This is a genomic window from Dyadobacter sp. 32 (assembly GCF_902506755.1).
Classification (GTDB): domain Bacteria; phylum Bacteroidota; class Bacteroidia; order Cytophagales; family Spirosomataceae; genus Dyadobacter.
On the sequence record NZ_LR735258.1, the window covers coordinates 6,571,555 to 6,595,421 of the forward strand.

At 44.1% G+C, this 23,867-nt stretch carries 18 protein-coding genes; 2 read left to right on the forward strand and 16 right to left on the reverse strand.

Features of this window, described 5'->3' with window-relative positions; all coding sequences use genetic code 11:
* Positions 1-25 precede the first annotated feature (25 nt).
* The 5 genes from DYADSP32_RS26905 to DYADSP32_RS26925 form a co-directional block, all read right to left on the reverse strand.
* Entirely contained in the window at positions 26-3,184 is a 3,159-nt protein-coding gene (locus DYADSP32_RS26905) for a SusC/RagA family TonB-linked outer membrane protein (protein WP_149239866.1), read from the reverse strand.
* A gap of 778 nt (positions 3,185-3,962) precedes the next feature.
* Positions 3,963-4,871 (reverse strand): carbon-nitrogen hydrolase, encoded by a 909-nt coding sequence (locus tag DYADSP32_RS26910; protein WP_149239865.1) that lies wholly within the window; start codon positions 4,869-4,871, stop codon positions 3,963-3,965.
* Between the two features lie 26 nt (positions 4,872-4,897).
* A complete protein-coding gene (locus tag DYADSP32_RS26915) occupies positions 4,898-5,881 on the reverse strand; it encodes a glycosyltransferase family 9 protein (protein ID WP_149239864.1) in 984 nt (327 codons plus the stop codon).
* A complete protein-coding gene (locus DYADSP32_RS26920; RefSeq protein ID WP_149239863.1) occupies positions 5,874-6,788 on the reverse strand; it encodes a lysophospholipid acyltransferase family protein in 915 nt (304 codons plus the stop codon). The genes DYADSP32_RS26915 and DYADSP32_RS26920 overlap by 8 nt, the downstream gene beginning before the upstream one ends.
* A gap of 125 nt (positions 6,789-6,913) precedes the next feature.
* On the reverse strand, positions 6,914-7,855 hold the full coding sequence (locus DYADSP32_RS26925) for a lysophospholipid acyltransferase family protein (protein WP_149239862.1): 942 nt from the start codon (positions 7,853-7,855) through the stop codon (positions 6,914-6,916).
* Between the two features lie 105 nt (positions 7,856-7,960).
* On the opposite strand from DYADSP32_RS26925, the gene DYADSP32_RS26930 reads away from it, so the two are divergent.
* Entirely contained in the window at positions 7,961-8,254 is a 294-nt protein-coding gene (locus DYADSP32_RS26930) for a hypothetical protein (protein WP_149239861.1), read from the forward strand.
* Between the two features lie 49 nt (positions 8,255-8,303).
* Here DYADSP32_RS26930 and cobA read toward each other — a convergent pair whose 3' ends face one another.
* From cobA to DYADSP32_RS26975, 9 genes are all read right to left on the reverse strand, one after another.
* Complete coding sequence (gene cobA / locus DYADSP32_RS26935) at positions 8,304-9,068, reverse strand: uroporphyrinogen-III C-methyltransferase (protein WP_149239860.1); 765 nt, start codon at positions 9,066-9,068, stop codon at positions 8,304-8,306.
* Between the two features lie 150 nt (positions 9,069-9,218).
* Positions 9,219-11,441 carry a HEPN domain-containing protein gene (locus DYADSP32_RS26940; protein WP_149239859.1) on the reverse strand — a complete coding sequence of 741 codons (2,223 nt, stop codon included), beginning with the start codon at positions 11,439-11,441 and terminating at the stop codon, positions 9,219-9,221.
* A gap of 155 nt (positions 11,442-11,596) precedes the next feature.
* A complete protein-coding gene (locus DYADSP32_RS26945; RefSeq protein WP_149239858.1) occupies positions 11,597-12,841 on the reverse strand; it encodes a GTP-binding protein in 1,245 nt (414 codons plus the stop codon).
* 159 nt (positions 12,842-13,000) lie between these two features.
* Positions 13,001-13,960 carry a sulfate adenylyltransferase subunit CysD gene (gene cysD / locus DYADSP32_RS26950; RefSeq protein WP_414618088.1) on the reverse strand — a complete coding sequence of 320 codons (960 nt, stop codon included), beginning with the start codon at positions 13,958-13,960 and terminating at the stop codon, positions 13,001-13,003.
* A gap of 120 nt (positions 13,961-14,080) precedes the next feature.
* Complete coding sequence (locus DYADSP32_RS26955) at positions 14,081-14,782, reverse strand: phosphoadenylyl-sulfate reductase (protein WP_149239857.1); 702 nt, start codon at positions 14,780-14,782, stop codon at positions 14,081-14,083.
* Between the two features lie 115 nt (positions 14,783-14,897).
* On the reverse strand, positions 14,898-15,344 hold the full coding sequence (locus tag DYADSP32_RS26960; protein WP_149239856.1) for a PIN domain-containing protein: 447 nt from the start codon (positions 15,342-15,344) through the stop codon (positions 14,898-14,900).
* Complete coding sequence (locus DYADSP32_RS26965) at positions 15,341-15,688, reverse strand: hypothetical protein (protein ID WP_149239855.1); 348 nt, start codon at positions 15,686-15,688, stop codon at positions 15,341-15,343. Before DYADSP32_RS26965 ends, DYADSP32_RS26960 begins: the two co-directional genes overlap by 4 nt.
* A gap of 35 nt (positions 15,689-15,723) precedes the next feature.
* The gene (locus DYADSP32_RS26970) at positions 15,724-16,911 is read right to left on the reverse strand and encodes an aminotransferase class I/II-fold pyridoxal phosphate-dependent enzyme (RefSeq protein ID WP_149239854.1); all 1,188 of its coding nucleotides are present in this window, start codon (positions 16,909-16,911) and stop codon (positions 15,724-15,726) included.
* 82 nt (positions 16,912-16,993) lie between these two features.
* Positions 16,994-18,175, reverse strand: coding sequence for a sulfite exporter TauE/SafE family protein (locus DYADSP32_RS26975; RefSeq protein ID WP_149239853.1), 1,182 nt, complete (start codon positions 18,173-18,175; stop codon positions 16,994-16,996).
* A gap of 188 nt (positions 18,176-18,363) precedes the next feature.
* Here DYADSP32_RS26975 and DYADSP32_RS26980 point away from each other — a divergent pair, with 188 nt between their 5' ends.
* Complete coding sequence (locus DYADSP32_RS26980; protein WP_149239852.1) at positions 18,364-19,287, forward strand: Rpn family recombination-promoting nuclease/putative transposase; 924 nt, start codon at positions 18,364-18,366, stop codon at positions 19,285-19,287.
* Positions 19,288-19,355: 68 nt separating this feature from the next.
* Here DYADSP32_RS26980 and DYADSP32_RS26985 read toward each other — a convergent pair whose 3' ends face one another.
* Together DYADSP32_RS26985 and DYADSP32_RS26990 are read right to left on the reverse strand one after the other, a co-directional pair.
* Positions 19,356-21,647 (reverse strand): FAD-dependent oxidoreductase, encoded by a 2,292-nt coding sequence (locus tag DYADSP32_RS26985; protein WP_149239851.1) that lies wholly within the window; start codon positions 21,645-21,647, stop codon positions 19,356-19,358.
* A gap of 116 nt (positions 21,648-21,763) precedes the next feature.
* Complete coding sequence (locus DYADSP32_RS26990; protein ID WP_149239850.1) at positions 21,764-23,836, reverse strand: glycoside hydrolase family 2 TIM barrel-domain containing protein; 2,073 nt, start codon at positions 23,834-23,836, stop codon at positions 21,764-21,766.
* Positions 23,837-23,867 lie beyond the last annotated feature (31 nt).

Genomic DNA, 23,867 nt, shown 5'->3' on the forward strand with positions numbered 1-23,867 from the left:
TTAAGTCCGTAATGAGATACCTGTCTTAGAAGGATAGGGATAAATTGGCTCCTATGCTACGTGAGCTGGGTAGTTCGCCGTACCCGAAACCCTGGCCGTTTCCGCCTTTTGCATCAATTTCAGGGTCGATATGTGGGGTATTTTTGAAGATCATCCACACGTTTCGTCCCACAAGTGAAACTTTGGCCGTCTGGATTTTCACTCTCTTGAGAAGTCCCGGATTGAAGCTGTATCCCAGTGACACTTCACGAAGTTTTACATAACTGGCATCAAAAATGGCTGATTCGTGATAGTTACGCGGATTGCTGTAACCGTACAGTTGGTTGGCGGTTACGATGATGTCATTGGGTACATAGCTGATTGTCTTGTCGGCGTTCACAACCTCTCTTACACCTTTTCCGATCACCCCTTCTTCGCGACCCAGAGCGGTTTCGGCATATTGGCCTGTCCAGCGGGCTGTTCCTGTACCTTCGTCGTAAATATCACCTCCGATGCGGGCGTCTATCAGAAAACTAAGGGATATGCCTTTGTAGTTCAGCGTGTTTGAGATGCCACCAATCCAGTCGGGCTGGACATTACCCAGTTTTTGATTGGCAATGGTTACGGGCAATCCATTCGCGTCATAGATTATCTGGCCGTCCGGAGACTTCTTGAAACCTACACCGTAAAAGGTACCGTATGCTTCCCCGACACGGGCTTCTGAGGACATCCCTCTTTGGGTAGCGAGGGTGTAGGTTGTGAGGCCCTCGGCCAATTCGATCACCTTATTACGGTTGCGCGCATAATTGATGGAGACATCCCAGCTAAAACCACTCGATAGCTTTACTGGTGTCCCCGATATCGTTACTTCAATACCTTTGTTGGTAACCTTTCCTGCGTTCAGGATACGGGTATTATAGCCGCTGGCTTTGGATATTTCCACGCCAAGGATCTGATCACGTGTGGTCTGATCGTAGTAGGTGACATCCAATCCCAGTTTTCCACGTAAAAACCGCAGATCAGCACCAAGTTCCATGCCTGTTGTGATTTCGGGTTTCAGATTGGAGTTGGCGATTTGAATGTTTTCAGCAAATTTTGCTGTTGTACCGTTCCACGAGCCGCTGGAGGTGAAGGTCTGTGCAAGCTGATAGGGTAGGGCGTCATTTCCCACCTGTGCATAGCTGGCGCGGATTTTTCCAAATGAGAGAACGCTGCTTTTGATATCGAGCAGCTCGGTCAGGACGGCGCTTACGGATGCTGAAGGATAGAAATATGACCGGGCATTGCTTGGAAGCGTGCTGGACCAGTCGTTACGGGCCGTCAGATCAAGGAATAAAGCATTTCTCCAGGAAAAATTGGCCGTACCAAAAAGACTCTGTGTTTGAGATTTGGTAATATTGCTTTCAATCGTATTAGCGCTTGGCACCGAGTTTCCTGCATTGTAAAGCCCATCCACCACAAGCTCACCCACATAGAAGTAGTTTCTCTTGTAGTAATTGGTCCGGTTGATACCTCCAAACTGTACATTCAGACCAAAATCCTTAAACACCTCCTTGTTGTAACTGAAAATAAAGTCGGAGTTGGTTTCCTGGCTGCGAAGTACTTCTTCCGAAAAGCGTCCTGGTGTACGCACGCCATTACGGAAGCGCAGGAAATTGGAAACGTTGATCCGGGTGTCGCTCCAATAATCTGTTCCGCTACGGATCATCAGGCTCAACGAAGGGAGAATTTTATAGTTCAGAGCGATATTTCCGAGTAATCTGTCTTTTTCATTTCCTGTGGGCAGATTTTTCTGGGAGAAGTATGGATTGGTGAAAAACGTATGTTGCCAGTTTGGGGGATCCGTGTCTCCGACTTTTTGATTATGTACAGCTGTGTAGCTTTCATAGTCCCTTAATTGTGCCCAGGATACATGCCGGTGAGACCAGATAAACTCCTGACCACCCGTGTAGCTTTTGTTGTCCGAGCCTGATTTGATGTACTCGCCGGATAGCGTGATGCTCAAATTTTTGGTGAGGTTGTAACCCGAGTTAATGCGAAAGTTATTTCTGTGAAAATCATTGTAATACATGATGCCCTTCTGATCCACCCGGCTAAGTCCCAATCGGAAAAACCCTTTGTCATTTCCGCCTGAAAGTGCCACACTGTTTGTTATCGTACGTCCTGTATTCCAGTATTCTTCCCAGTTGTTTGGTTGTGGTGTTAGTGGAGCTACTTCGTTGCCGGTCCACCATTGTCTTACCATACGGCCATCCATGGGTGCACCCCAGCTCTCATCAGTACCCGCCGACCCTGCCAGGGGGTATCGGGCGTCATAGACAGAACGATATTGCGCTACCTGAGCAGCATCGGAAAATGCGGAGCTCCATCCATCATTATACCAGGTTCTGTATCCGCTTCCCCCGCCATATGTATTTTGGAAATCGGGTTTGATCCATGGGCGTTCAAAGGTGATATTGGAGTTTATTTCTACACCAAGGCCTTTGGTTCCCTGTCCGTTTTTTGTTGTGATCAGGATAACTCCGTTGGCAGCTCTTGAGCCATATAAAGCAGCTGCATTGGGTCCTTTTAGGACAGACATCTCTTTGATATTGTCTGGATTTACCTCGGAGATGCCACCACCAAAGGTTTTATTGGCAGTTTGCTCCATGGGAACTCCATCAATTACAATCAGGGGTTGGTTATTGCCGGATACGGACGATGATCCCCTGATCTGGATGGTGGATCCGCTACCAGGCCCCCCATTGGATTGAACCCTTACGCCAGCAATTTTACCTGACAGAGCGTTAGCCACGTTTGTGGATCGGGATTCTGTAAGAGAGCTTCCCTTAATTTCCTGAACCGTGTATCCAAGTGCTTTCTTTTCCCGCTCGATACCAAAAGCGGTTACCACCACCTCGGCGAGTTGTCTGGTATCGGCATCAAGCTTTATGTCAAATTTGGTAGCATTTCCAATTGTGATTTCTTTGATCAGGAAACCTACATAAGAAATAACCAAAACGCCATCGCCGGGTACGCTGAATTTGAAATTTCCGTCCGCATCGGCAATGGTGCCGATGTTGGTTCCCTTGTAAATAACAGAGGCACCAGCCAGGCCGACATTGTCTTCGGCTGCGGTGATCGTTCCCTCCAGTTGCCGAACCTGAGCGGATGCAACAGGGGAGAGGAAACATGCCCACAGAAGTAATAGGAGAATTTTTCGCATGAGTGAATTAGTTAAGTTAATGTAGGTAAGATCGTAGTGGAAGAAAAAGTTATGGCTGTGTGGTGTCCACGTTTCAGTGCGCCGCACACACGTTCCCGTGGACAGATCAAACACAGCCATAAGCTTGCAAAACTGCTTTTCCGGAAAGCAATACCCTCTTTAATGGAGGACAAACAGGGTTGTCAAGTTTTTTAAAGGGACGCGTAAGTCCCATGGATGACAAGCACACTTGTCCCCGTTATCAGTAATATGAATATTAAAAAAATCATATTCATGGTTGGTTCTCGTTTTTCTTTTGACGGAAATATTTGTTCCGAGGTTAAGAATTGGGTCCCCTTCCAGGATCAGATAAATTCATGTGCGGCTGGAATTTATCTGGTAGTTAAGAAGTCGTGTCATTCGATTAATGACTTGTCAAATATACTGACAAACTTAAAAAATGCAAGAGAATAAATTAAAAAAATTAAAAATGTTGCAATAATAGTTGGTGTATAGGAGTTACACTAAAATGTTATTGGAATAATTTGTTATTTTTTATTAAATAATCTCTTTATGTAAATTCTATTCTTTTAATAGACTATTAATCACTCTGTTAGAGTGTATTTAAGCGTAATTTTCACAAGCATGGAAATTTAGTGCTATTATTTCTGATATTCATGACAATTCAGCGGTGACGTATAATCGTATTTCCAGCCTGGACTCGGATAAAAATAAAAAGGGCTCGCAATGTGCGGCCCTTTTTTTAATCAACTACAAATAGTTATATTTTATGAATATATTAGTTATCTATATAACGCTTTAAAATTGGTTTATACGAATCGATCCTTCTATCCCGAAAAAATGGCCAGGTAGTTCTGTAATGATCCAGTTTTTGCAGATCAATCTCGTGCGTGTGCACCACCTCTTCCTCATGAGGTGCCAGATACAAGAGACGGCCATGTGGATTGGCTATGAAAGATCCACCCCAGAATTGCTGTTCAGCTTCCTGACCGACCCTGTTAACCGACACAACGTACACGCCATTGGCTATGGCATGGCTACGTTGAATGGTTTGCCATGCATTATATTGCTCCTCATTGATAACCGGATCGGTTTCTTCGGTATCCCAGCCGATTGCAGTAGGGTAGAACAAGATTTCGGCACCCATCAAACTGGTTATTCGGGCAGCCTCCGGATACCATTGATCCCAGCAGATAAGTACACCAATTTTAGCAAATTTTGTATCGAAAGTACGGTAGCCAACAGGGTCGGATGTATCCTCGGTTTCTCCGCTGACCGCATCACCTGGGGTGAAATAAAACTTTTCATAGTAACCCGGGTCATCAGGAATGTGCATTTTTCGGTATTTCCCCAAATAGGAGCCATCCGCATCGAGAACGGCAGTAGTATTATGATACAAACCATGTGCTCGCTTTTCAAAGAGGGAAGCAATGATTACGACGCCCAATTCTCCTGCCAGGTTGCTGAGTGCATTTGTTGAAGGGCCAGGAATGGCTTCTGCAAGTTCAAAATTCTTGTGATCTTCGACATCACAGAAATACAAGGACTTGAATAGTTCCTGCAGGCAGATAATCTGAGCTCCCTGCGAAGCTGCCTCGCGAATCTTCTGCGTCGCCTTATTGAAATTGTCTTCCGTATTATCGGTACAGCTCATTTGAACTATTCCAATGTTCACCTTTTTTGTCATTTCAGTAAAAATTCTAGTAATAATAATTAAATAGAGGACAAATCTTTGACCTCGAAATCAAAGGACAAGTCATTCATGCATTTGAAATGTTTTTTAGGGCAGGCCTTGTGTCCAATTTTTGAGCAGGGGCGACAGTCTAAATGATTGTTTTCAATTTTTTCAAATGAGGTTTGATAGGGGTACATGCCAAAGGCAGGTACCGTGTTTCCCCAGATTGAGTAAGTACGCTTTTTAAAGGCAGCTGCAACGTGCATAAGACCGGTATCATGCGTAAAAACCACTATAGCCTGACGCAAAATTGCTGCGGACTGATTAAAGTTGTATTTCCCACAAGCGTTGTAAATTTTTTGGTCACCTAATGCTTTTCTTACAACGTCTCCTTCTTCAAAATCTTCCTTTCCACCCAACAAAACTATCGGGTAATTGAGTTTTTGGCACAGCTCAATCATTCTTTGGGCTGGTAACTTCTTCGTGAAATGTTGTCCGCCAATCGCGTAAGCGACGTAGGATTTACGGTGTGTGGGAGGAAGCTGAGCAGACCCGATTTCATCTTGAGGTGGAACAAAATAATCCAGTCCCTCATCGTCGTTGACAACATGGAAATGTTTCAGAGTCATCATGTATCGATCGACGACATGCATGTGCGGCAGTTTGTTTATTTTGAAGGTAGTCAGCAGGAATTTTCGGATGTTGAGTTTGGAGAAGCTGAAGGACGGTACGCCCAGGAGCCATTTGATTCTCAACGTACGGATATTGGTGTGCAGATCGATGATGTAATCGAACTTTTCCGCTTTTAATTCACCTAAAACCTCTTTTAGGCTACCCTCTAAAAGCCATAATTTATCTACATAAGGATTGCTTTCAAGCAGGAACGAGAATTTGCTTTTTGTAAAATAATGAATTTCCGCATTTGGATATTGTTTCTTCAGGCATCTGATGACAGGCGTCGTAAGTACAATATCACCAATGGAAGAAAATCTCAGTATCAGGAATTTAACGGGTTTATTCACGTTTATTCGTTTCAAGTAACTGGTGTTGCCTGAGATGTTCAGGCTTCTGATGTTTCCATCTTTTATGGCTCCATAACCAATTGTCGGGTTGCGTTCTGATGTCTTGTTCTAGATACGTCATTTGACTTTGCAAGATCCCGTTATTACGCTCTTCGTTTGGGGTCTCTGTGATCAGCTTGAAATAGGCTTTATAAAATCCTCTTTTAATTTCATCACGCAACACGCCCATGTACAAAACGGGCGCGTTAAGCCTCCTTGCAATCAGTTCGGCGCCCCGGAATACACCGGTATCCTGGTTCAAAAAAGTGGTCCAGTACGCTCTTTCAGGTTGTGGCGACTGATCATTCACCAGAACGAAAAGGAATGGTTTTTCTCTGGGAGCCACCGCTTTTATAAAAGCCTCACGCATGGGCACCATCTCTGCACCAAATTTGGTTCGGATATTTTTGAACCAGTCATCAAAGAGCTCGTTTGCCATTTCATGGTAAACAACCACAATTTGATACGGCAATTTTGCTGACGCGAACAAGTTAAGCATTTCCCAGTTGCCAAGATGGCCCGCTACTACGACCAGGTTCTTTTTCTGTTCGTAATAGTGTTTCAATAATGTGGTTTCAAGATCGAACCGGCTCAGCAGGTCATGCTGGCTGATACTTCTTAATTTGATAGTCTCAAAAATGATGTCGGTGAAATTCCTGTAATATTTTTCAGCTATAGATTGGAGGCGGATGAGATCCATATCGGGAAAGCTATGCTCCAAATTGGTGCGTATCACCTTTCTCCGATACTGAAAAATGTCAAAAATGATGAATTTGAAAATATCCGAAAGTGTATATAAACGTTTCCAGGATAATCGGGAAATTGCAGTAAGTAATCGGATTGTAATGTGCGTGAAAAGTTTTTTCATTGCAAAGCTCCAGCTAACCACTATGAAAGCAAAAGCCCGGTAAAATTAGTTCCCGGAATTGCATTATGGCGTGATGGACGAGCGTTGCTTGCTGTCAGATTGCTAGCGGGCTCGAAGTTAGCCGTTTAACAATCGCCCGGAGAGATGTCGCCTGGCAAAGCATTGCCTGGTGTGTATAATTGCTCTGGTTTCAGGACTTCCGGGCGTCGATGCTTCCAGCGTCGGTGGCTCCAAAGCCAGTTGGCCGGTTGGCAGTGAATGTCGTTTTCGAGTATCCTGATCTGTTTTTCCAGAATTCCATTGGGGCGCTCATTTTTTGGATCCAGGGAAATGGGGGTTATCGTCACATGATAATGCCCTCGTTTGCCCGAAATTTTGCTGAAATCAGCATAAAGAACCGTCAGGTTGTATCGCCGGGCAATGGTCTCTACACCTCTGAAAACACCGGTATCCTGATGGAGGAAATTAGTCCAGAAGGCGGTTTGCGGCATAGGTGACTGATCGTTGGCCAGCACAACCACGTAAGGCCTGGCACGGGGCTTTTGCAATTCCTTGAAAATTTGATCCATAGGAACCAGGATTGCTCCGAAACGTGTACGTAAGTCAAGGAACCATTGGTCTGCTTCTTCATTTTGCAACGGGCGGTATACCACAATGCATTCATGCGTAAAGCAAAGCGATGAGAAAAGGTTGGCAAGCTCCCAGTTGCCACGATGCCCCATCAGGTAAATGATGTTTGTTTTGCTGGCATAAAAACCGTCCATGATGCTGATATCACCCTGCAGGTGTTCACGTATCAGCTCCGGTGGGGCGGTACGGAATTTTATCGTTTCAACAATCAGGTCGGTGAAATGAAGGTAAAAATCATCTGCAATCTGTTTCAGTTCAGCATGGGTCTTCTCAGGGAAACTGTTTTTTAGGTTAGTCCAGATTACATTTTTGCGATATCTGCCCAAATCGAACAGTAGAAATTTTAAGGTATTGGATAATCGGAAGGCGTTTTTCCAGGAAATACCAGATAATGCGTTGAGTAGAGAAAAGAATATTTTTCCTGGTATTTGCGACATGCATACATTTTTTACAATATTACATATATATGATATGTTTATAAAATGTTAGCTTTTGTTTTCAAATATTGTTAGTTTCACTTATTCAAAAAATTAGGTAAGATTTTGCTGGATCAGTTATTTGACATAAGGAACGATCGACGCCTGAGCATGTATCTATACAGGCTTGGTTTTGGTATGTGGCTACTTTATCTGGTTTTGGGGGCTCCGGCCATGCGTGCGTATGTTCATTATCGTTCTGAGTGTGGGATACTTTGCTTTGCTTTGATGATCGTGGGTTTCACGGCATCTATGGTCTACGATTATTTCCACCAGCGGGACGCCTTCGAGCAGAGGAAAAAATGGCTGTTCATCAGCTATTTGTTTCTGGCTATAATCATCTATCTTCTGGAATTTTAGTCCAAGGAAGTCCGTTGAGCCCGGTTTGGTAAGTCGGGTTGCAAAAGAGTTATTTAACTTGAAACTCTTCCTGTTTGATCATGGCCTGCACCTGATCGAAAGAAAGATCTGGCAGGGCTGCTACCTGGCCGATCACAATGATTGCAGGTGATCCTATTTCACTTAATTTGGCCAGAGGTTCTATGTTACTGATCTTTCCCGTTACCACCTTCTGATTTTGCATAGAGCCGTTTTGGATGATTGCAATAGGTTCATCCATTTTGTCAAGACTTGCGTAAATACCTACGATTTCATCAAGCTTATGAAGGCCCATCAGGATAATGACCGTAGCGGTTGACTGAGCGGCAAGGTACACGTCCTTGGATAATGCATGGGACTTGGTGGTGCCAGTAATAACCCAGAAACTTTCACTGACTCCCCGTGACGTTAATGGAATACCGGCCAGAGCGGGAACGGCGTAGCTACTTGAAATGCCCGGGATTATTTCCGATTCAATCCCATGCTGCTGTGCAAATACAATTTCTTCGTAGCCGCGCCCGAATACAAATGAATCACCTCCTTTAAGACGAACTACTTCACCGTACTGGTTAGCACATGCAACAATTAAATTGTTGATATCGTCCTGCCCGCAACTGGTTTTACCGAAGCGCTTACCGACCAGGATTTTGACACAATCTGTCGGGCAGTGGTCCAGAAGAGATGGATGCGCGAGAGAATCGTAAAGAACGACCTTCGCTTTCTGAAGTGCTTTTACTCCTTTTAAAGTAATCAGTTCCGGATCACCCGGACCAGCACCAATTAGTGTAAGTTTCATTTATTAGCTTTTGGCTTTTAGCTGTTTGCTATTGGCTTTGCGAGATTTAGGAAATCAGGTGACCTGGTAGTTACGCTGATTTCCTAAATAGTTGTAGTATGTTTTTTTTGGTTCAGTAGCTATTCCCTAACTGCTCACAGCTAAAAGCTATCAGCTGTCTTTTCCGAAAGAAAGTTCCTGCAATACAAGTTCGCCGTTTTCCATCAACTGCGCCCCGCGTGTGCTGCGAACAAAGTTGAGAAAGTGATCGGCGGTATTTAAGAAGTAGGTTGCAAAAGCTTCTGTCGGTTCGAATTTATTGATACTGAATGCAAGTGAGCGGAAAGGCGTTTCTTTTTTGTCTTCAAGCGTAAATTCAGCCGGAGTTTCATATTTGAACTCGCTGCCAAAATGTGATTCAAAATCGTTGATAATGCCATACTGCGTATTCAGATTAACGTCTTTGGTCATCAACAGGCCCTTGGCACCGGTGATCAATACATTGTAAGCATGATAAATAGCATCGGCCCAGATACCTAAATCGTAGTTTTCTTTTGCAAGATTCAATTTTTCCTGTCCTTCTGTAATGGTTGTTGCTACCAGATCAACCATCACACTGGCACATTCTCCGACTCCAATTTCGGTTTTGAAAATTTCGTCATGATCCCAATCGCGGTAATCATCGTCCGTCAAGGTGCTCAGGTCTGCCAGCGGTTTGAGCAGTTGGAAGAAATAGTTTTTCGTTTGGCGGGCGTAGTACTGGTTGTAATATTCCCCGTCGTATCCATTTGTTTCGTAATCGTTGAAAAGCGTGCGTAAAACCTCCGGTCCGCGTTTTGCAGGAACTTTGATTACTTTATCGCCGATCAACCCGATACCATCACCAGTAAAACCTCCACCAAGTAAAACTTGTAGTGCGGGCAAAACCAGTTTGCCGTTTTTTAGTGAACTTCCATGAAACCCGATATTGCACGCATTGTGCTGTCCGCATCCATTCATGCAGCCACTAATCTTGATTTTGATATCCTGATTGTAGAGCATTTCGGGGAACTCGTCCTTCATTACATCTTCAAGTACTCTGGTAATCCCGTAACTACTGGAAATGGCCAGGTTACATGTATCCGTTCCCGGGCAGGTTGTAATGTCCATGGTGCTGTCAAAGCCAGGCGTTGCAAGTCCCAGTTTATTCAGTTCATTGTAGATGACAACCAGGTCTTCACCTTTAATAAAACGAAGAATATAACCTTGATTTACGGTTACACGAATATCGTCGGCCGCATACTGACGGACAATTGTGGCCAGGCTACGCGCCGTATCTGAACTCATATCGCCAAGCAAAACGCGTAATTGAACCGCATACCAACCTTTTTGCTTTTGCTCGAAAGTGTTGGTTTTCAGCCAATGGGTAAAGGTTTCAATGTCCTGAACATGATCAGATGCAAGTTTGATTATTTCATCTTCTGAAACAGATGGGCGTGGCGCATGGATAATGGATTCCAGTTCATTAGTGCCAAACAAATCCTCCGGGATTGTAAATACTTTGTTTTTCAAAGCCGTGCGCTCTTCTTCTACTTTGGCCATCATTCCTTCCAGGCCAAGATCGTTCAAAAGAAATTTCATACGTGCCTTGTGACGACGTACACGTTCCCCATAGCGATCGAAGACACGGAGCAAGGCTTCGATAAAAGGAATAACATCTTTTTCTTCAAGGAATTCAAATGCGGTTTGCGCTGAAAAAGGTTGTGCGCCCAGGCCGCCACCGATTAAAACTTTGAATCCTTTCACCGATTCTCCGGCTTGGTTGGTGCCCCATTTGGCAATAAGGCCTACATCGTGGATGAATGCCAAGGCTGAGTCTTTTTCTGAGGAAGATACGGCGATTTTGAATTTTCGGCCCATATCCTGATTGATCGGATTGCGCAGAAAATACGTGAAAATAGAATGAGTAATAGGTGTTACATCAAAAGGCTCATCCGGGTCAATACCTGCCACGGAGGATGCTGTGACATTACGGATTGTGTTACCACAAGCTTCTTTCAGCGTAATTCCAGCATCTTCAAGGTCCGCCCACAATTGGGGTGAATCCGAAAGTTTAACAAAGTGCAGCTGGATATCCTGGCGCGTTGTTGCATGTAGGTTACCTGTTGCGAACTTGTCGGAAGTATCGGCGATGCGTACGAGCTGGTCTGCTGTGATGCGTCCGTAGGGCAATTTGATACGGATCATTTGTACACCAGGCTGGCGCTGGCCGTAAACCCCGCGTGTCAGACGAAACTTACGAAAAGCTTCTTCCGGTGTTTCTCCTGAGTTGAACGCATTGATTTTGTTATTTAAATCAACGATATCGCGTTTCGCTGCGGATGATACTTTTTCTGAAATTACTAAATTACTCATGGTGAATTTTTCTTATAACCTATCGGAATAGTATATTACAATGTCACACTGAGCGGAGTCGAAGTGTATAGTGGTATTTTTAATTTCAGGCTCGGGTTTCGACTCCGCTCAACCTGACACATTTAATCAATACTTATCTCTTGCAAAACAACACTTTATTCAATCATGCAAGCGCCTACGGTAACATTTGATGTTTCATCAATCAGAATGGCAGCTCCGTTTGCCCTGTTTTTCTGGTATGGATCATATGCGATTGGTTGGGCTGTTCGCAATACCACTCTGGCTACGTCGTTCAGTTTCAGGCTTTCAACGTCTTCTAATTTCTCATAAGAATTGATGTCAATCTGGTATTCAATGTCGCGGATCGAACAACGCGATCGGGCCGTTCCATGTTGAAGTACATATTTGTTGCCGGGTTTTAACTGTTTTTTGTCATCCATCCAGCAAACAAGCGCCTCAATATCCTGACTTACGATGGGGGAATTATTCAATGAGACGATAGAATCTCCACGGCTGATATCAATATCGTCTTCAAGTAAAATCGTCACCGATTCCAGCACAGATGCTGAATCGAGTTCGTTCCCGCCAAATTCGATCCTGGCAATTTTTGATTCCTGCTCGGAGGGAAGTACTTTAATAGCATCTCCCTTTCTGAAAGTCCCGCTTTGAATACGGCCTGCATACCCACGATAATCGTGCAACTCGTCCGTTTGAGGGCGAATCACATACTGGACAGCAAAACGACCATCTTCCTGGTTCTGATCCTTAAGCACATTTACGGTTTCCAAAACCGATAGCAACGTTTCACCTGTATACCAGGGCATGTTTTCGGAGCGGTCAACGATGTTGTCGCCGTTCAATGCACTCACCGGAATAATTGTCAGATCCTTTATATTCAGCTTTTCGGCAAGTTCCTTATAAGCCTGCGCTATTTGTAGAAAGCCATCTTCTGAATTTCCGATCAGATCCATTTTGTTAATCGCCACGATCACGTGAGGGATGCCCAACATGGAAGCGATCAGCGAGTGACGGCGGGTTTGCTCCACAACGCCATGGCGTGCATCGACCAATATAATAGCCAGATCTGCATTGGAAGCACCCGTAACCATGTTTCTGGTATACTGTATATGTCCGGGCGCGTCAATACTGATAAACTTGCGATTTGGCGTCTGGAAATATTTATAGGCAACGTCAATGGTAATCCCTTGTTCTCGTTCCGAACGGAGCCCATCGGTTAATAGAGCCAGGTCAATTTCACCCACATTACGGCTTTTGCTCGCACGTTCAATGGCTTCCATCTGGTCGGCCAATATATTTTTCGTATCGTAAAGCAGTCGCCCTATCAATGTGCTTTTGCCATCGTCCACGGAACCTGCTGTTATAAATCTTAGTAAATCCACCTTTTTTTAATTATGAATGAAGAATTAAGAATGAGAGAATATTTGCTTGTTTCCAAGACTCAGGCTTAACACTTCGCTCAGGGTTATTTAATACTGGTAAGTAGGAGTGATTAACAAAGCTTTTGTATTTTTCACTCTTAATTCTTAACTTTTAATTCATCAAAAATACCCGCCCTTTTTCCGGTCTTCCATGGCAGCTTCCGTTTGCTGGTCGTCGATACGGGTTTCGCCGCGTTCGCTGATTCTCGAAATGGAGATTTCAGCAATCACTTCGTCCAGGGTAGCTGCGCTCGATTCAACAGCTGCGGTGCAGGTCATATCACCCACGGTCCGGAAACGAACCTGGCGTGTTACAATCTGGTCGTTTTCGTCTTTTTCAATTACCGGCGTATTATTAAGCAGCTTGCCGTCCCTTAAAATCAGTGAGCGTTCATGTGCAAAATAGATGGAAGGAAGTGCTATTTTTTCTCTTTTCAGGTAAGCCCAAACATCCAGTTCGGTCCAGTTTGAGATGGGGAAAACCCGTACGTTTTCTCCTTTGCTGATACGACCATTAAATAGATTCCAAAGCTCGGGACGCTGACGTTTCGGATCCCATTGACCGAATTCATCTCTGAACGAGAAAATACGTTCTTTGGCACGTGCTTTTTCTTCATCGCGACGTGCGCCGCCGATGCAGGCATCGAACTCAAATTCCTCGATGGTATCGAGCAATGTAAAAGTTTGCAGCCAGTTGCGACTTGCATTTTTGCCGGTTTGTTCTTTAAGGCCTTTGGCTTTGATGGTATCTTCCACATAACGCACTACCAGTTTGGCACCTATTTGCTCGGCCAGCTCGTCCCGGTATTCAATGGCTTCAATAAAATTGTGTCCGGTATCAACGTGTACCAGAGGGAATGGAATTTTGCCCGGAGCAAAGGCTTTTTGCGCCAACCGAACCAGGGTAATGGAATCTTTACCACCAGAAAATAACAAAGCAGGGCGCTCAAACTGACCGGCCACTTCGCGCATAATGTAAATCGCTTCCGCCTCTAACTGATCCAGATAATCAGGTGATTTGCGTCTTTCGTCCGCCTCCCGATCACTGATATCCGACACATCTTTAACTGAAATTGACATATTTTTTAGCTTTTAGCTATCAGCTGTGAGCTTTTAGCTTTTAATATAATTGTCTTTTACTTTTTGAACTTCTAAATCCTTAATCCGACTGCTAACAGCTGACCGCGCGATGGACCGCAGCTATTTCGCATGCAATCCACACTCTTTTTTCGACTCATCTTCCCACCACCAGCGTCCGGCGCGGAAATCTTCACCTTCCTGGATGGCACGTGTGCATGGCGCGCATCCGATACTTACAAAACCTTTATCATGCAAAGGATTGTAAGGAATACCATTGGACTTTACATAACTCTTCACGGCTTCAAAAGACCAATCCAGTATCGGATGGAATTTGATCAGGTCGTGAGCTTCATCCACTTCCAGCTTACTCATCGACTGACGGTTCCCCGATTGTTCGGCCCTGATACCCGTCACCCATATTTTGGCACCTTTCAAAGCTCTGTTTAAAGGTTCAACCTTACGGATGAAGCAGCATTCTTTACGGTTTTCAACAGATTCGTAGAAACTCAGCGGGCCTTTTGTGCTCAGCAAAGTTTCGGCAGCACCTGTTTGCGGATAAAATACCTTGATTTTCGTATCGTATCGGTTGTTGGTCTTTTGCAGGGTCATGTAGGTTTCATTGAACATCCTACCCGTATCCAAAGTGAAAATGGAAATGTCCAGGTTGTTCTTTAAAATAAAATCCGTAATGACCTGGTCTTCATAACCAAGACTGGTTGAAAATACGACTTCGCCCGGAAAGAGGTCGGCTAAGATGGCCAACGATTCCGTTTCACCTTTGCCTTCAAGGGCAGCGTGTAGAGAAGATAAGTTTGTGTTCATGGTGGTCTTTTAATTCTTTTTAACCGGGAGTTTGGAACGGAGTGCCACAGAGTTTTTAATTTTCAGTGAGATCTGTTATTTCTCCTTTATGTTCCTCCGTGGTAATCCTTATTTATTACTTTATTTCAAAATAAGCAACCTGCAAAAAATTTGGATGCAAATGTTGAAAATCTTTATCAGTTGTAATCAAAGTGGCATTAAGAATACTGGCTGTTGCTGCGATCCAGAGGTCATTTTTGCCCATATTTCTTGCCGAATAGTTCAGTGCTTTGCCTTCCAATCTACCTTGGCTAAATGCATCAATCTCTGCGTAACGATTTATTACTTCATCAGAAATAATATCAATCTTAATAAATTCAGTTATAAAGAGTTGTAATTCATTTTGTTTGTTAACTCCCCATTTGTTTTGAATGGCTATAGATTGCAATTCTCCTATTACAATTGCAGGAATATATACCTTGGTTCCCGAATCAAAAAATTGAAGGGATGTTTCTATTAAACCCCAAACATCATTTTTTCTTAAATAGGATAAAATGATGTTTGTATCCAGAACATACTTCATTTTGTCAACTGTGAAAGTAACAGCTCAAGGGGTTCCTGGATGTTAAGAGAATCTCTAAGTGCTTCCAGTCGTTCTTTATCTAACCCTTTATGAACCTGTTTTCTATTCATAGCGTCAATTCTTTCCTCAAAGGATTTATGGTTGTCGGCCGGGTTGCTAATCATAGACTTCAATGAGTCATCATCATCCAGCGTGCTGTAAATCAATTCATTCATCGTCACATCAGCCAGATCGGTTGCTTGGCTTGCAGAAAGTGCACCTTGCTGATAAAGCTGTCCGGCAATGGAAAGCAATACTTCTTTCTTTTCAAACTCTTCCGGTAAATTGATCGTCAATGTTTTCATTTTCTTGCAAGTTCGGATACTGACTTGTAACATTTTTACTCCAATATAGCACTTTTGACCGAGACCTCCACGGCATTGGTGAAATCCTGGATCAGGTCTTCAACGTCTTCCAAGCCTACTGAAATGCGGATTAAACCTTCTGTTATTCCCAATGCCAGTTTTTCATCTGGTTTTAGTTTTGCATGGGTGGTCGTATACGGGTTGGTTACAATGGTTCGGGTATCGCCGAGATTAGACGACAATGATGCAATCTCCAAAGCAGCCATAAATGCCGACACCCTTTCAAAACCACCTTGCAAATCGATTGTAACAATGGCACCACCGGCACGCATTTGTTTTTTTGCCAATTCGTGCTGTGGGTGAGAAAGCAAAAACGGATATTTAACCATTTTGACATCCGGATGGGTATCCAAAGCCTTAGCCAGCTCCAATGCATTGGAGGCATGTTTTTCCATTCTCAGAGTCAGTGTTTCCAGACTTTTACTCAATACCCATGCATTGAATGGAGACATAGACGGCCCTGTCTGACGGCAGAAAAACCGTAATTCCTTAATATATTCTTTCTTGCCTACTACCACACCACCCAGCACCCGGCCTTGCCCATCCATGTATTTAGTGGCGGAATGTACAACCAGGTCGGCCCCGAAATCAACCGGGTTTTGAAGGGCAGGAGAGGCGAAACAGTTGTCTACGTTGAATATCAGATTGTGTTTTTTGCAGATTCGCCCAATCATTTCCAGATCCACCAGATCCAGCCCCGGATTGGAAGGTGTTTCGAGATAGATCATACGGGTGTTCGGCAAAACGGCTGCTTCCCATTCTTCGGCACTTGCATCTGCATCCAGATAGGTATAGGTGATACCCCATTTGCTTAGGATCTGTGTAATAACCTGATGTGCAGAGCCAAACAGGGCACGGCACGCCACAATGTGATCTCCGCTTTTGAGTAACGCCGCCATGCTAGCGAATACGGCCGCCATACCCGTTGCCGTTGCCACACCATCCTCACAATCTTCCAGCATGCAGACTTTGTCCACAAACTCCTGAACGCTTGGATTGGAAAAACGGCTGTAAATATTTCCATCCTCTGTTTCTTCAAACAAAGCCTTTCCTTGTTCGGCACTATCGAAAGTGAAGCTGCTTGTGAGAAACATAGGTGTGGAATGCTCACGATACTGTGTTTTCTTAGTTTGGGTACGTATTGCCTTGGTCTGCTTTTTCATTTGGAAGCTGTTAGCTAATAGCTGCTAGCTATTGGCCTTGTTTATTACAATATATATTTTAAAACTATGACTATGTTTCCAATCAAGCGTTTCCAGCCAAATAGCTGCTAACCACCATATAAATAATTCTCATACTCACAATAATGACGACTGTTCCCACCATGATCATCATTGTTTTGATAGGAAGCCGGCGTGACAGGGTTGCTGCGATTGGTGCTGCAACCATTCCCCCTAAAATCAGCCCTAAAACTACTTTCCAGTGAGAAAACCCGATAATGGTAATAAATGTTACCGAGCTTGCCAGTGAAACAAAAAACTCCGCAAGATTGACCGAACCAATCGTGTATCTGGGATGACGGCCTCTTGCAATCAGTGTGGATGTTACAATCGGGCCCCAGCCTCCGCCACCAATTGAATCGAGTGTTCCTCCTGCCATGGCAAGCCACCCTATCTTTCTGATTGGCCTCTTTTCAATCCGTTTCTTCAACGCTTTTTGAACAATAAGAATTCCCAGAATCAGGGTGTAAACCGCTACCAATGGTTTGACAATGTAAATGTATTTTTCCAGAGTTGACAACAGATATGCACCGGTAATGGCTCCCAAAACGCCAGGAAACAGAATTTTCTTAAATAATTTACTATTAACATTTCCAAATTTCAGGTGCATGTATCCGGAAACACCACTGGTGAAAATTTCGGAAGTGTGCACGCTTGCACTTACGGCAGATGGGGGGACGCCCAGTGTAAGCAGGAACGTAGCGGCGGTTACACCATATGCCATTCCCAGTGCTCCGTCTATCATCTGTGCTACAAACCCTCCAAGTACATAGTAGAAGAATTCCTCGTTTAGTTCCAGTTCATTCCATAATACCGACAGGCGGTCAAAGGTAAGGTATGTAAAAAGCAGATGCCCAACGATCATCAATGCGACCGCCGAAAAAATATTTACGAATATTTCTGTCCTGGTTCGCTTCCGTAATGTGGCAGCCCATATTTTTTCCTGAACCGTTTCCCAGGTAAGTGCAACTTTTGGCGCTTTCTGTGTCTGCGTTGAAGTAGTATTATTATCAAATTTGCGGAATAGGTCATCCGATTCTCCGGGAAGATCTCTTAAATAAACCTTTTGACCTTTTTCTCTTGCCAAAAGTGCTAAACGCCGGTCTTCTGCCAGATCGCCGCTTGCAATGTAGGCTACATCTATGGATTGCCATTCTGTCTGTTGGCTACCTGTAGATGATGGTAAAGAGTCCGCAGCTTCCTTCAAAGTCTATGTAGTATACTATTATGGTAGAGTAAGTTTCCAATAAAATAGCAAACAAGTGTTTGCTGTTCAGGGCACAAAAGTAGTTTGTAATTATCGATTTTCAAAGAAGAAGACTGTCAAAGTGGCGATAGAGCGTGTGTAATTATTTGAAAATCATTGTATACATTGTGCGCTAATCACTTCATCCCATGAGCAAACTATCCATCCATGACAACTTTATCCGGTCGATTTTATCGGATAAAATGCTTGCAAAGGAATATTTCCAAAGTTTTCTTCCAGTGAAAGTTCAGTCGTTGCTGGATTTTCAGACGCTGGAACAAAGCACGGATACATACCTTTCAAAAGATCTGCAAAAAACCATGTCCGACATCGTTTACATATGCCAAAGAAAAGGTTTGCCGGATCAGGTTAAATTATGTCTTTTGATTGAACACAAAAGTTACATTGATAAGAATGCGCCGATTCAAATGGGTAGCTATATCTTTTCAAGTTTACTGAGGCAGGTTTCAAACAAGGAGAAGCTTTCCATGGTCATTCCGGTTCTTATGTATCATGGAAAGGAGAGTTGGGCATATCATACCCTGGCAGACATATTTGAAAATTTGGAGCCGGAACTCAAAAGTTATTTACCAAATTTTGATTATGTTTACAATAACCTTGGTGACCTGGATGACGAAGATGTCGAAGCACTGAATAATAAATTCCTTGTTGCCTCTTTGTTAGCGTTAAAGCACAGTTTTGAAAAAAAATGGTTGGAAGTAAACGCTGTCAGGCTCCTTACGCTGACCGAAGGAACCGGGGGGAATTTGCAAAGTGGATTTATCGTTTACTTGTTTGGGAGAAGCGGGTTACAAGAAGACAAGATTGTCACTATTCTTGAAGACGTACCGTTAATAATAAAAGAAAGGGTGATGAGCACATTAGATATTTTTGTAGAAAAGGGTAAGAAAATTGGTTTCGAAGAAGGACTGGAAAAGGGTTTAGCTAGAGGTAAATCCGAATTTGTTACCTATCTTCTGAAAAATACTGATTTTGATGAGATTAAAATTGCTGCTCTTGCGGATGTGTCGGAGAATTTTGTGAGAAATATTCAATCTAATCTTACTAAATAGGTAAGCTTAAGAGTTTTGACAATGACCCGAATCTCCTGTTGAATATTCAGAAGATTCGGGTTAGTTTTTTAGTAACACCTCACTTCCATCAAAGCAACCGGGACATTTGCCAGCGATCTTGTTAGTTTGATCTTCAGATGCTGTGTTGTGGTAGGGTTTTCAAGCTGAATCGTTCTTGTGCTTAAATGATTGCCTTTAATGGAGTCGATTACCTCATCATTGCAATTAAGAACCTGCAAATCCCGTACACAGAAGGGCATCACCGTTTCCGGATGTACAAATATGACGTTCTCCATAGGATGGTCGTAGTCCGAATCAAAGACAAAATCAATCTTTGAGATCGTCATTGGCTCATTCCAGCTGATGGTCAGCATTGGATTTGTGTCATTGAGATCAGCAACCCAGGCGTTGGGCTGTGCGATGGGCCGGTGAAGTCCGTTTGTTATATTATCCGTACTAAAAACTTCCAAAGGCCTGTCGAATTTCATGGCAATATTTCTCCCCTCAGGTCGCCTTTGCGGGCACCAGAATTCGAAAGTATCTACACCGATGTCTTCTGAGGGCTCCTGTTTTCCGTAATTGGATACTGCAGGATTGGTTGCGTTGAATACCGAAACCAATCCGGTAATTCTCGTTTCACTGTACCGGATTTTTAGCTTATCATTTTTCATGAAGCAAACAAATGCATAACATGCTTCATCAAACTCCACCGACCAGTTGATCGTGATTTCTTGTTTTCCCTCTCTTAATACAAAGGTTTGCGTATCAAGGGTGACGTCGGGTGTATGATTTACAGACTTACTGCTTTTTCTTAGTTCAACACTTAACGTTGTATCCGTTTCTGCCTCCACCTCAAAAGTTACCGAGGGCATGTTCCCCTTTGCTATCGGGAGCATTTGCGCAACTGAATCTTTGATTATAGCCCAGAAATCTGATCCAGGAAGGTTAGTTAATTTCAATGTCGAAGATGCGGCAATTTTGGACGCTTTGGTAACAAGATTTTCGGAATCAGAAACAACAGTTACCGGTAAATACTGCCCCGAACGCCATAGCTGCAACTGTAATTCCTTAAGATGTTTTTCACCCAACTCCCTGGGGGAGCAGTTGTGTTTCTTGCACAAAGCCGCAGCGATTGCAACCGCCTGGCCCCCTACAGCGCTGGTGGCCATGACACGGGTGGATGCGAAAGCCACATGTGTCGCGCTCATGATCCTTCCTGCAATGAAGAGATTGCTGATATTTTTGCTGTAATAACACCGGTAAGGAATTGAATAAACCCCCTTGCTATGCCATTGGTTACAACCTGACTGATCACTATACACCCCATCGGCGGGATGCAGATCGAGGCTCCAGCCTCCAAATGCAACCGTATCTTCAAAGGGTTTTTGTTCTACAATATCTTGCTGTGTGAGCATATAATCCCCTTCGAAACGGCGACTTTCCCGTTTACCTGGAATGGTGCCTACCCATTCCAGAGTCATGTTTTCGGCTTCGGGAAATTCACCAGAGTTTTTGATATAATTCCAGGCGCCGTAAACGACTTTCCAAAGCTCCCATTTAATCTTTTCGGTATCGTGTACGGTATCCAGGCGTCCCCCATATTCCAGCCACCAGAGCCGGCATCCGTAGTCTTTTGGGTTAAACGTTTTATATCGCGGAATGTCCTTGATGTCCTGTAAAGCGAATGCGGGAGCGGTAAATTTAACTGGTCTGCCCACATCCTTGGAGTAGAAATACATGGAGTGTCCCAGCAACTCTCCGTAGGCTTTGTCCGGTGCGAACTTTTCGCCAAATTCTTCCATGGATTCGGCGCCCATCCGGAAGGCGGCTCCGGCCAGAAAACCGACAATTCCATCACCCGAGGTATCGCAAAAAAGGGGCGCCGTTAATGTATATTGTGAGCTGTTTTGGCTACAAAAAGCATGAACGGCGGTGATTTTATCTTCATTCTGGCTCCCTTCCTCCATTTTGTCCAGATCAAAAACAGCCGTGTTCAGGAGCAAGGTGATGTTTTTCTCCGTCACTACTTTTTCCAAAAGTACCGTGTCGAAAATGAGCGGATTGCCATCCGGATTTCTGTGAATATTTTCGAGCATGATTTCGTCAATCACGCCACTCTCGCGGGCCCAGCGGTTGTTGTTGCCCATGTGTGAAGTGGCGCCCAAAATCCATAAGCGCACCTCGCTGGAACAGTTTCCGCCCAGAACAGGCCGATCTTGCACCAACGTTACCTGTAAGCCGGCACGTGCCGCTGTAATTGCCGCGCAGGTTCCGGCTAATCCCCCTCCTACAATGACCAGATCCGACGAGATTGAAATCGATTTTGGAGTTCTTTTGTATGTGTATTCTTCTTTAAGCATGGTGTTACTTTTTTTGCAGGGAAAATTATAATGCAGGACTGCGTCTGAATTCACATAAAAAACTTTGCGACCTCTGCGTTTAACTGCTTTCCTTAGCTGTTAATTTTTGTTTGTCTTTATTTTAACTCAATGGTTTCGTCCAGAACTTTGAACCCTGTCGGTTTGAAAATGTTTACATGAATACGCTGGTCAAATCCTGTTACCGGAATCTGAATTTCCCTGCTTTCTCCCGGGTTCAGGTTCGGAATGTTGACGGTTTTTCCGGAAGCCTGAATGTAGTAGCCCTGAATGGCATACGCCGGGAAATCATTACGGGCAGTTACTTTTAAGCTCAGTTGATGTTCTCCCTGATCCCCGGTTTTAAACCCGGCCTTTTCGATAGTCACAGGCGACATCTCTTTCTGATACACATAATAGGCAGGACGTAAACTTCTATCGGGGCGGACAATTCCCCAGGGACGATAGCCATTTGTATTTGTGCCCTGATGACGGCTTTGATAATCATTGTAGGTCCACCAGGACGCTCCTATGACATAGGGCCTTTTTCGGATCTCGGCTACAACATCTGAGATATGTTTTGCCTGAACTACTTCGCTCGACCCAAAATCATGTTCTGAAAATTTGAGCATTCCGGGAATAGCCTCCACCTTACTATCCGCACGTATTCCCCATTCACTGATTAGAATTGGTTTTTCGGGATAAAGCATGTGAATATGGTCAAGCGCTTTTGCATGATTCCCGTAGGTGTTGGTGGACACGAAGTCCACATACTGGCTTGCTTCATCTTCTGGTTTTTTAGGTAATCGGTTCAAAAGCATTGTAGCAAAAGTGTACAGCCGGGTCGGATCCAGTTGACGTGCATAATCGATCATGTCTTTTGTCCACCTTTTTCCCGCATCTTCCAAAGACATATACTCATTACCAACACTGTACGCAATCACACTCGGGTGATTCCAGTCGCGCTCGGTCATTTCCTTAAATTGCTGGCGGAAGTTTTTTCTGATGGTGTCATTATCCATCTGACGTGGCGTGAGCTGCCAATTACCTGCTTCGGTTATGATGAGCATACCATACTTGTCGGCCAGATCGTAAAAGTGTTCCGATGGGGTGTAGTGGGTGAGTCGGTGAAATTCCATTCCGGCTTCTTTCATCAGTCTGAAATCTTTTTCGATTAACCAGTCCGGTTCCATTGAACCCAGGCCCGGGTAATCTACTACGCGGTTCCCACCTGCTAGTTTCAGCGGTTTTCCATTCAACAGAAGCTGTACATTTTTGATCTCGACCTTGCGTATGCCAAAGTTGGTGGAAATGGTGTCTGAGCCTGTAAATGCTTTTAGCTTGTAAAGGTTTGGATCATCCAGGTTCCAAAGCTTAACCTGGCTCGACGTGAGCGTTGTCTCCCATTCGAATACTGCCGTTTCACCGGCGGCGATACGGTCATTTTTTCCCTTCCAGGTTACAGAAACAGGTTTGTCCTTAATTGTAACCATGAACCCTGTTTTGGGAGAAACCGATTGCTTTGAAGCGTTCCGGATCCGGAATTTTGTTTTCAAAACGGCGGTTCCTTTTTCTAAATCAGGAATGGCTTCCACCTTGATGTTGTCAGCATAAACCTCTGGTTCTACGGTAAGGTAAACAGGCCGTACGAGACCGCCGTAATTGGTCCATCCCATGAAAGAGTTATTAATCTCATTGTGATCCTTTGCCCCTGGAATACTGCCTGGTTGCCAGGTATCGTTGTTTACTGAAACCGAAAGCAGGTTATCTCCATTTTTCAGGAAATCGGTAATGTCGAAACTGAACGGCGTATAACCCCCTTCGTGTGTGCCAACTTTCTGATCGTTGAGCCAGACATTTGTTTTATAGTAAGCGGCATCGAAATGCAGGATTACGCGTTTTCCGGTTGCAGGTTTCCAGTTGAATGGTTTACGGTACCAAACAGTACCTGTAAAAGATTCGTATCGCTTGTCTGTCGAAAAGCAATGGGGTACTGTCACTTTGTCGAAGCGATAACTTTGTGGTACATCCTTGGTGAACCATTTCCCTGGAATACCCATATTGGCAGGATCCAGTGCAAACGACCATTCCCCATGGAGCGGAATGGAATCGGGTTGTTTGATGGAGTACTGAGCGAACGTACTCCTGGTAATACAGAAAAGAACAAAAAGGATGTTTGTAATTCGTTTCATGCGAAATTTTAGTCTTATAAATGATGTTCTT